The sequence below is a fragment of the Clostridium sp. UBA3061 genome (genome assembly GCF_002367465.1).
Classification (GTDB): Bacteria; Bacillota; Clostridia; order Clostridiales; family Clostridiaceae; genus Clostridium_J; species Clostridium_J sulfidigenes.
The window spans coordinates 279,270-287,979 of the sequence record NZ_DFCF01000010.1 but is presented as its reverse complement, the minus strand read 5'-3'; the positions used below and the strand labels follow the sequence as shown (position 1 = coordinate 287,979).

8 protein-coding genes and 1 tRNA gene are annotated in these 8,710 nt (G+C 29.3%); all 9 read left to right on the top strand.

The genetic code is table 11. The features are described from left to right. Positions 1-261: 261 nt before the first annotated feature. The 9 genes from polA to B2P65_RS08875 all read left to right on the top strand — a co-directional run bounded on the left by polA (position 262) and on the right by B2P65_RS08875 (position 8,483). A complete protein-coding gene (gene polA, locus B2P65_RS08915; protein ID WP_346880109.1) occupies positions 262-2,895 on the top strand; it encodes a DNA polymerase I in 2,634 nt (877 codons plus the stop codon). Beyond that, positions 2,882-3,487: a dephospho-CoA kinase gene (gene coaE, locus B2P65_RS08910; protein ID WP_346880022.1), complete on the top strand. Its 606-nt coding sequence runs from the start codon at positions 2,882-2,884 to the stop codon at positions 3,485-3,487. The genes polA and coaE overlap by 14 nt, the downstream gene beginning before the upstream one ends. A 13-nt stretch (positions 3,488-3,500) precedes the next feature. After that, complete coding sequence (locus B2P65_RS08905) at positions 3,501-4,079, top strand: lytic transglycosylase domain-containing protein (RefSeq protein ID WP_346880021.1); 579 nt, start codon at positions 3,501-3,503, stop codon at positions 4,077-4,079. Between the two features lie 154 nt (positions 4,080-4,233). Then, positions 4,234-4,319, top strand: a tRNA-Leu gene (locus B2P65_RS08900). A gap of 218 nt (positions 4,320-4,537) precedes the next feature. After that, the gene (locus B2P65_RS08895; RefSeq protein WP_346880020.1) at positions 4,538-5,905 is read left to right on the top strand and encodes a sodium:alanine symporter family protein; all 1,368 of its coding nucleotides are present in this window, start codon (positions 4,538-4,540) and stop codon (positions 5,903-5,905) included. A 184-nt stretch (positions 5,906-6,089) separates the two neighbouring features. Beyond that, positions 6,090-7,436 (top strand): replication-associated recombination protein A, encoded by a 1,347-nt coding sequence (locus B2P65_RS08890; RefSeq protein ID WP_346880019.1) that lies wholly within the window; start codon positions 6,090-6,092, stop codon positions 7,434-7,436. A 149-nt stretch (positions 7,437-7,585) separates the two neighbouring features. Next, positions 7,586-7,822 carry a DUF1292 domain-containing protein gene (locus tag B2P65_RS08885; protein ID WP_346876963.1) on the top strand — a complete coding sequence of 79 codons (237 nt, stop codon included), beginning with the start codon at positions 7,586-7,588 and terminating at the stop codon, positions 7,820-7,822. 57 nt (positions 7,823-7,879) lie between these two features. Next, positions 7,880-8,077 (top strand): hypothetical protein, encoded by a 198-nt coding sequence (locus B2P65_RS08880; RefSeq protein ID WP_346846536.1) that lies wholly within the window; start codon positions 7,880-7,882, stop codon positions 8,075-8,077. A gap of 148 nt (positions 8,078-8,225) precedes the next feature. After that, a complete protein-coding gene (locus tag B2P65_RS08875) occupies positions 8,226-8,483 on the top strand; it encodes a DUF1292 domain-containing protein (protein WP_035133677.1) in 258 nt (85 codons plus the stop codon). The last annotated feature ends 227 nt before the right edge of the window (positions 8,484-8,710 follow it).

Sequence of the window (8,710 nt, the reverse complement as noted above, 5' to 3'; positions counted from 1 at the left end):
ATCTTAGAAGGTTTATTAAATTATATTTTATTAAATAAAATATATATTATAATTATAATGAAGATGAATGAAAACTTATATTTAAAAATTACAAGTTTTGTTGTTAATACCATGAAGTAATGTTATAATCATTTATCAAAAGAATCATGTTTATTTACTTGACTTTAGTCCCCAAAAAGTAAAGAATAATATAGGGGATAATAAGAAAAAATGAAGGAATTCAATAAAAGTGATTAAATAATTTGAATGGATGTGATTAAAATTAATAGAGAAAGTTTAGCTGTTTTAGATGGAAATAGCTTACTATATAGAGCATTTTATGCTATACCAGAACTTACAACAAAAGAAGGCGTTTATACTAATGGAGTATATGGGTTTTTAAATATGCTGCTTAAAATTAAAGAAGATATAAATCCAGATTATATTGTAGCTGCCTTTGACAAATCTTCTAATACATTTAGACATAAGGAATATGAAGATTATAAAGCAGGAAGGAAGAAAACACCTCCAGAGCTTTCCATGCAATTTCCTATAATAAGAGAAATATTATCCAAGATGGGAATAAGCGTATTTGAGTTAGAAGGATATGAAGCAGATGATTTAATAGGTACTATATCTGTTTTAGCAGAAGATGAAGGTATGGAAGTTTATGTGGTAACAGGAGATAAAGATGCTCTTCAACTAGCCACAGATAACATTAATATAGTTATAAATAAAAAAGGAATTACAGAAAAAGAGATATATAATAAAGACAGATTTATTGAAGATTTTGGGGTAACACCTACTCAATATATAGATGTGAAGGGCCTAATGGGAGATAAATCAGATAATATTCCAGGAGTTCCGGGGATAGGTGAGAAGACTGCATTTAAGTTAATTAAGGAATATGGTAGCATAGAAGATGTTTTGATGAATATATCTAATATCAGTGGTAAAAAACTCAAAGAGTCACTTCAAGAGTATAGTGAACAAGCAATTTTTAGTAAGAAGTTAGCTACAATTATTACTAAAGTTCCTGTAGAAATACCTATGGAGCAGTTAAGAACTAAAGGAAACTTTAACAATAGTGAAGTTAGAGATATGTGTCTAAGATTGCAATTTAAATCTCTTCTTAATAAATTTGAAAATCTTTCACAAGATAGTTCTGAAACTCCAGAAAATCAAAGATTAGAAGTTGTTGATTATAAAGTTATTAATGAAATTAAAGATTTGAATGATGTTATACCTAATATAAAAAATAGGGCTTTTGTAAAATTATATGTGGAGGATACAAGTAATTTTGCCAAAATTATGGTGAAGACCATAGGCATATTGTCAGAAGGTCAGGTGTATCTACTTTATTGTGATAAATTGCTAGAAGAAGATAGAGAAGGCTTTATAAATGCAATGAAGATAATTTTTCATAATTCTAGCCTTGAAAAAATTACCCATGGTATTAAATATGGATATACTGCTTTTTTAAAGCTTGGTATTGATTTAGACCTAGTAAATTTTGATGTGGAAATAGCAGCTTACTTATTAGATTCATCAAAATCAGAGTATTCCATAAAAACACTTTACGAAGAAAGGCTAGGAAAGACATTTGACGGAGATGAAGACTCCCTTAAAGCTAATGAAATTGTAGCTCTTGAGAAAATATATACAATCTTAAAAGAGGAAATTAAAAAAGAAGATATGGAAGAACTACTGTTTAAAGTAGAGCAACCTCTTACTAAGGTTATATCATATATGGAATATGAAGGGTTTAATATCAATAGAAAAGAATTGGAGAATCTAGGAACTAAATTTAGTGGAGAGATTGATACTCTTACAAAAGAAGTATACCATTTGGCAGGGGAAGAATTTAATATAAATTCTCCTAAGCAACTTGGGAAAATATTATTTGAAAAACTAGACCTACCAGTAATAAAGAAAACTAAAACAGGTTACTCCACCAATGCGGAAGTATTGGATGCATTAAAGGATAAACATGAGATAATAAATAAAATTTTATATTTTAGACAAATTACAAAACTATACTCTACCTATATAGAGGGACTTAAAAATGTAATAGATGAAGATGGAAGGATACATTCCAACTTTACTCAAACTGTAACTACTACTGGCAGATTATCTAGTACAGAACCTAATCTTCAGAATATACCAATCAAAAATGAGAATGGAAGATCAATAAGAAAGGTTTTCATACCACACAATAAAGATTCAGTAATTTTGTCAGCGGATTATTCACAAATTGAACTTAGAGTTCTTGCACATATTTCTGAAGATAAAAATATGATAAAAGCTTTTAGAAATAGTTTAGATATTCATACTTCTACAGCATCAGAAGTATTCAATGTGCCAATTGAAAATGTAACTAAGACAATGAGAAGTAATGCAAAGGCTGTTAACTTTGGAATTGTTTACGGAATAGGAGATTTCAGCTTGGCTCAAGATTTAGGAATAACACGAGGAGAGGCTAAAAAGTATATTGATACATACCTTGAGAGATATGGGAATGTACAAAAGTATATGGATAGAGTAATTGAAGAAGCTGAAGAAAATTCTTATGTAACAACACTTCTTCATAGAAAAAGATATATTCCAGAGGTAAAATCCTCTAATAAAATTGTAAAAGCGTTAGGAAAAAGATTAGCTATGAATGCACCTATTCAGGGTAGTGCAGCAGACATTATAAAGATTGCCATGGTGAATGTTGCTAGTGAGCTTAAATCAAAACAACTTAGGAGTAGATTAATTTTACAAGTTCATGATGAACTTATACTTAATGTATATAAGGATGAACTTGATTTAGTAAAGGATATAGTTAAGAAGGAAATGGAGAATGTACTAGATCTTAAAGTTCCCCTAGATGTAGATATTTCTATAGGAGACACTTGGTATGAAGCAAAATAATATATTAAGAGTAGGTTTAACAGGGGGCATTGGATGTGGAAAGAGTACCATAAGTATGATTTTTAGGGAGAATAATATTCCTGTTATTGATGCAGATGAAATTTCTAGAAAAGTACTTGTGAATCATCCTATTATTTTATTAGAAATAAGAAGAGCTTTTGGTGATGAATATTTTGATGAAAATGGTAAGTTTCTAAGGCGTAAAATGGGAAATCTAATATTTTCTGATAAAAGTAAAAAAGCTCAATATGAAAATATAATAATGCCTCATATTTTTCATGATATATTTAGTGAAATAAATAAATATAATGATATAGGAGAAGAAATGTGCATAGTAGATGCACCTACATTAATAGAAAGTAAACTTTATACTTATATGGATAAGATAATAGTTGTTATTGCCAGTGAAGAAATACAGTTAGAGAGAGTTATGAGACGAGATAATTTTTCAATGGAAGAAGCAACTATAAGAATAAATAATCAAATGAGTACAAAAGAAAAATGTAAGTTTGCAGACTTTATCATTGATAATAGTGGAAATCTGCAAGAAACTAGGATTAAAGTGATGAAAGTAATAAGCAAGCTTAAATAGATTAGGGGGAAAAATGACTTATAAATCTAATAGAAGGACCAGGAAGAGTATATTGATAATAGTTATAGCTGTAATTATTATTGCTAATTTTAAAGTTATACTAAAAAGCTTTTTTCCGTTAGAGTATGAAAAAAGTATTATTGAATATAGTGAGATGTACAATGTAGATCCTAATTTAGTAGCAGCAGTAATTAATACAGAAAGTAAATTTGTAGTAGATGCAAGCTCATCAAAGGGAGCAATAGGATTAATGCAGATAATGCCAGATACGGGAAAGTGGATTGCAGAAAAACTAGAATTAAGTAACTTTAATGAAGAAATAATAGCAGATCCTGAGGTTAATATAAGAATGGGAACTTGGTATTTGAAAAAATTGAGTGAGGATTTTAACGGGGACTATATTCTTGTATTAGCGGCTTACAATGGTGGTCCTGGAAATGTTACTAAGTGGCTTGAGGATGAGAAATATTCTAGCGATGGAGAAAACCTTCATAAGATTCCATTTAAGGAAACTAAAAGTTATGTTCAAAAGGTTAAATTTAATCATAGAATATATAAATACCTATACAATTTAGGTCAAAAGGCAGAGTAAAACATATATTGCAATAATTATAGTAGTAAACCCAATTTAGTTTATTATAAATTAAGTTGGGTTTATTTAGAAAATGCTTTAAATTAAGTTGATTTTAGTTGTTGAATCTAGTAATAGATGATGATATAATAATTACGTAAAATTATATTATTATGCAGATGTGGTGGAACGGCAGACACGCTATCTTGAGGGGGTAGTGAGAGAATTCTCGTGCGGGTTCAAATCCCGCCATCTGCACCAACAACACAATGGGAAGGATTATAATGCTTTTCATTGTTTTTTATTTATTTTTAATGTTTTATAAGATTATATAATAATTTAAATATTATCTATTTGAATATCAAATAGTATCATTACATATTCAAATATACAAGGTTGTTCGAAATTGTTGAAAAATTCACAAAATAAACTTACAATGAATATAAGGTAGTAAACTGTAACATCATGGGGAGGATATTATGGATAATTTACTAGAGATAGTTAAGGGTATCAACGGAGTTATTTGGAACTATGTATTGATTTTTTTACTATGTGGAACAGGAATTTATTTTACATTTAAATTAAAGTTTGTTCAAGTTGTAAAATTTGGTGAAAGCTTTAGACTTGTTTTTGGTAAAATAAAATTTGGAAAAAAAGCAGGAGCAGATGGAATGTCTTCATTCCAAGCTTTAGCTACTTCAATAGCTGCACAAGTAGGTACAGGGAATTTAGCCGGAGCAGCTACAGCTATTGCAATGGGGGGACCTGGAGCGATTTTTTGGATGTGGGTTAGTGCCTTCTTTGGAATGGGGACCATATTTGCAGAAGCAACTTTAGCTCAGCAATACAAGACTGTAGTAAATGGACAAGTTACTGGTGGTCCAGCATATTACATTAAAAATGGATTAAAGAATAAAAAAATAGCAAAGGTACTATCTATATTTTTTGCAATAACTATTATACTTGCTCTTGGTTTTATTGGAAATATGGTACAAGCAAACTCCATAGGAAGTGCTTTTAAAGAATCCTTTGGTGTTGATGCTAGAATAGTAGGTGTGGTAGTTGCTATACTAGCTGGTATCATTTTCATAGGCGGGGTTTCTCGTATAGCATCCTTTACAGAAAAAATTGTTCCAGTAATGGCACTATTATATATTATAGGTAGTTTATTTATAATAGTAATGAACTATGCGAATATATTACCTGCTTTAAAAATGATTGTAGTTGGAGCATTTAATCCTCAAGCTATAGCTGGAGGTGTTGTGGGAGTTACAATTAGACAAGCAGTTAGATATGGAGTTGCTAGAGGATTGTTTTCAAATGAAGCAGGGATGGGTTCAACTCCACATGCTCATGCAGTAGCAAAGGTTAATCATCCGTCAGAGCAAGGATTAGTTGCCATGATGGGAGTATTTATAGATACTTTTATTATATTAACTTTAACAGCTTTTGTAATACTGACTACTGGAGCTTTGGATAGTGGAGAAACAGGAATAATATTAACTCAGACTGCTTTTGCTAATGGTATGGGTGGAGAATTTGGAGGAATATTTATATCAATAGCATTATTCTTCTTTGCCTTCTCTACAATTATTGGATGGTATTTCTTTGGGGAAGCTAATATAAAATTCTTATTTGGTGATAAAGGAATAACTCCTTATAGAATATTAGTTATGATATTTATATTCTTAGGTGCTGGTATGAAAGTAGATTTAGTTTGGGAACTTGCAGATACTTTTAATGGATTAATGGTATTCCCTAACTTACTTGCCCTTTTAGCATTATCTGCAGGGGTTAAAAAGTGTTTAGATGATTACAATGAAAAGAAAAGTAAAAACTTACTATAATTAATTATAATATTAGATTACTATATCAAATATGCAGATTATTACCTTAATAACTTTTAACAGAGATAATAGCCTTCCAGAGTTAAAGATTTTATTCTGGAAGGCTTTATGTTATATTTAATATATTATAAAATGAAATTTAGCTTTAAATGACATAATAAGTATTTATTGAAGGATGATGTAAATGGAAAGAGAATATAATATCTCATTATTTGATTTAGAAGAAACAAAAGAAAAAAATACAGATTTAAATAGTAATGAACCTTTAGCACAAAGACTTAAACCTAGTAATTTAGATGAATTTGTAGGGCAAGACCATATATTAGCCAAGGATAAACTATTATATAGAAGCATTAAAGGTGATAGAATTACATCTTTAATATTTTATGGACCTCCTGGAGTTGGAAAAACAAGTCTAGCAAAAATTATTGCTAAAACTACAAAGTGTAACTATGTTGAGTTAAATGCGGTAACTTCTGGAATTAAAGATATAAAGAATGTAATAGATGAAGCAACAAGAGAAATTTCTATGAGTGGAAAGAAAACTATACTTTTCATAGACGAAATACATAGGTTTAATAAAACCCAACAAGATAGTTTATTACCTCATGTAGAAAAGGGAATAGTAACCTTAGTTGGTGCTACAACAGAAAACCCCTTTTTCGAAGTTAATAAAGCACTTTTATCTAGATCAATGATTTTTAAATTAGAGCTTTTATCAAAGGAAAATATAGTGTCATTATTAAATAGAGCACTTAAAGATAAAAAGTTTGGCTATGGAAGTATTAATATAAAGTTATATAAAGAAGCAGAAGAGTTTATATGTAATAATGCTGGTGGTGATGGGAGAAGAGCATTAAATGCTTTAGAATTAGCTGTTTTAACTACTAATAAAAGGGAAGATGGTATAATACATATAACTCAAGATGTAGTAGAAGAATGTATGCAAAAAAAACAAGTTACTTATGATAAAAGTGGAGATTATCATTATGATATAATATCTGCCTTTATAAAGAGTATTAGAGGAAGTGATCCTGATGCTTCAGTGCATTATCTTGCTCGAATGCTATCAGGTGGTGAAGATCCTGAATTCATAGCTAGAAGACTTGTAATATCAGCATCAGAAGATATAGGCAATGCAGATCCATATGCGCTTTTAATAGCTAATGCGGCTCTAAATGCAGTGAAGTTTATAGGAATGCCAGAAGCTAGAATACCTCTAGCTCAGGCAACTATATATTTAGCTGGAGCACCTAAAAGTAATGCATCTTATAATGCTATTAATTTAGCTCTTGAAGACATTGAAAAGGAAGATGTAGGTAGAGTTCCTTTACATCTTCGAGGTAGTAATTATAGCGGATCTAATGTTTTAAATGAAGGATCAAGATATAAGTATCCTCATGATTATGAAAATCATTATGTTAGACAGCAATATATGCCTAAGGAGTTACTTAAGAAAAAATATTATACTCCAACATCAATGGGGTATGAAAAACGTATAAAGGATAGATTAGATACCTTAAAAAAATAAAATTTAAAACATAAATAATTTTTTGTATTATGCACATCTTATAAATAGGTAATATATTTTTAAAATAAAGTGGAGTTAAGAGCTAAAAATGTATAACTTAAAATTTATATATTTTTACTAAAGATTTAAAAATAGTTGGAGGTTATAAGATGAGCAATAATAAGTGTATAAAAGTTTCAGGGGAAGATGGAAGAATAGTAGAATTAGAATTTATTGATGTGGTTAATGTAGGTAAAAATGAATATGTAATTGCAGGTCCCAAGGATTCAGATGAAGCTTGTGCATATAAGGTTGTAAGTAGAGAAAATGGTATGGTTGAATATGCCTCTATAGGAGCAGGTAAAGAGTTCAATCAAGTTTTGACTGCCTATAATGCAAAAAAATGATTAACCATCCTTTGTCTTAAATAATTTGTATTATATAAGAAAGGAAGGTGAAATAACATGAGTAAATCGAAAAAGAAAAATAAAAAGAATAATCAAATTAAACCATCACAAAAGAGTACTATAGATCAAGTACAAATTTTAAATAGAGATGTGCAGGATGCCCACCATATTGAAAGTGCTACTTTAATAAATGGATTATTTGGTGTAGAAATAAAAGATAATCTCATAGACCCAGATACTAGATTTTATATTTAAAAATAATATATACATGTCTACTAATAAATAGTATAAATTAGATAGTAATACGATTAAGTTTTATATTTTTAATATGGCATTGTTTTATAGGTTTATATGCTATATAATGAAATAAGATTTATTTGAAAGAATTTAGGAGGACATGAAAATGGAAGAAATGAATATAATAACACTTACTGACTCTGAAACAATGGAAAAGGTAGAACTAGAAATAGTTGAAGATTTAACTATAGATGGAGAGCACTATGTTATTTTAGCACCACTTGAAGAAGAAGAGGAAGCTTATGTATATAAGGTAATTGGAGAAGGTGCCACAGCTTCATATGAAATGGTTGAAGATGAAGCTGAATTTGATAAAGTTGTTGCAGAATATGATAAAATATTTGAAGAAGAGATGAGAAAGTAATAAGAGATAAATTATCTGTGATTATAAACATATATAATTTATAATTAAATGAAAAAAGATAACCTTAATTTATAAGGTTATCTTTTTAATTTATTTATATTGCTGCATTTTTATCAGCATTTAAATTGTTATTTCCTTTTTTTAGTCTAACAGCAGGTTCACTTGGTAGACCAAACTTAGGAATAAGTCTATCCAATCCAGTTAGAGTAAGTAGTAGGATTGAAAAT